This is a genomic window from Clostridium celatum (genome assembly GCF_021412605.1).
GTDB classification, from domain to species: Bacteria; Bacillota; Clostridia; order Clostridiales; family Clostridiaceae; genus Clostridium; species Clostridium celatum.
The window spans coordinates 1-1,775 of record NZ_JAJKGM010000089.1 but is presented as its reverse complement, the minus strand read 5'-3'; the positions used below and the strand labels follow the sequence as shown (position 1 = coordinate 1,775).

The following is a 1,775-nucleotide window of genomic DNA, read 5'->3' as shown; positions in this document are numbered from 1 at the left end:
AAGGCTGACGCCCTAGTTTCCCAGTCTCCCACCTATCCTGTACAGACAATACCGGAATTCAATGCTAAGCTGCAGTAAAGCTCTACGGGGTCTTTCCGTCCAATCGCGGGTAGCGAGCATCTTCACTCGCACTACAACTTCGCCGGATTTGCAGTTGAGACAGTGCCCAAGTCATTACGCCATTCGTGCGGGTCAGAACTTACCTGACAAGGAATTTCGCTACCTTAGGACCGTTATAGTTACGGCCGCCGTTTACTGGGGCTTAAGTTCACACCTTCGCTTGCGCTAAGTGTTCCCCTTAACCTTCCAGCACCGGGCAGGCGTCAGCCCCTATACATCAGCTTACGCTTTAGCAGAGACCTGTGTTTTTGCTAAACAGTTGCTTGGGCCTATTCTCTGCGGCCTGCTCTCGCAGGCACCCCTTCTCGCGAACTTACGGGGTCAATTTGCCTAGTTCCTTAACTGCAATTCTTCCGCCGGCCTTAGGATTCTCTCCTCATCTACCTGTGTCGGTTTGCGGTACGGGCACTACTTCTCTCTCTAGATGCTTTTCTTGGAAGCATGGAATCATGTACTTCAGCCTCAAGGGCCTTCCCCATCACGCCTCAGAATTGTTACAGCGGATTTGCCTACCGTAACTCCCTAAACGCTTAGACTAGCATTTCCAATCGCTAGCACACACTATCCTTCTCCGTCACACCCTCGATAATAACGATGGTAGTGGTATCGGAATATCAACCGATTGTCCATCGCCTACGCCTTTCGGCCTCGGCTTAGGTCCCGACTAACCCTCAGCGGACGAGCCTTCCTGAGGAAACCTTAGATATTCGGCCTGTAGGATTCTCACCTACATCTCGCTACTAATGCCAACATTCTCACTCGTAATCAGTCCACCGCTCCTTACGGTACGACTTCAGCCCGATTACGACGCTCCCCTACCGCTTGCTTACGCAAGCCCGTAGCTTCGGTGGTAAGTTTAGCCCCGGTACATTTTCGGCGCAGGATCTCTCGACTAGTGAGCTATTACGCACTCTTTAAATGAGTGGCTGCTTCTAAGCCAACATCCTAGTTGTCTTAGAAATCCCACATCCTTTTCCACTTAACTTACACTTTGGGACCTTAGCTGACGATCTGGGCTGTTTCCCTTTTGACCACGGATCTTATCATTCGTAGTCTGACTGCCGGACTTAATCTATATGGCATTCGGAGTTTGATAAGGTTCGGTAAGCGCTATGCCCCCTAGCCCATTCAGTGCTCTACCTCCACTAGACATATCCGACGCTAGCCCTAAAGCTATTTCGGGGAGAACCAGCTATCTCCGAGTTCGATTGGAATTTCTCCGCTATCCACAGCTCATCCCATGCTTTTTCAACAGCAACGTGGTTCGGTCCTCCACGAAGTTTTACCCTCGCTTCAACCTGGCCATGGATAGGTCACCCGGTTTCGGGTCTACGGCATGCAACTAGTCGCCCTATTAAGACTCGGTTTCCCTTCGGCTCCGTACCTTAAGTACTTAACCTTGCTACATACCGTAACTCGTTGGCTCGTTCTACAAAAAGCACGTCATCACCCTCATAAGGGGCTCTGACCGGTTGTAGGCACATGGTTTCAGGTTCTATTTCACTCCCCTCCCGGGGTTCTTTTCACCTTTCCCTCACGGTACTGCTTCACTATCGGTCATCAGGTAGTATTTAGCCTTGGGAGGTGGTCCTCCCTGCTTCCCACAAGGTTTCACGTGTCTCGTGGTACTCTGGATCAGAACTTGATTATCATAA

General features: G+C 50.6%; 1 rRNA gene. It reads right to left on the bottom strand.

The features are described 5' to 3' along the window. Positions 1 to 1,775: ribosomal RNA gene (locus LPC13_RS16620) — 23S ribosomal RNA — on the bottom strand; the annotation flags it as partial.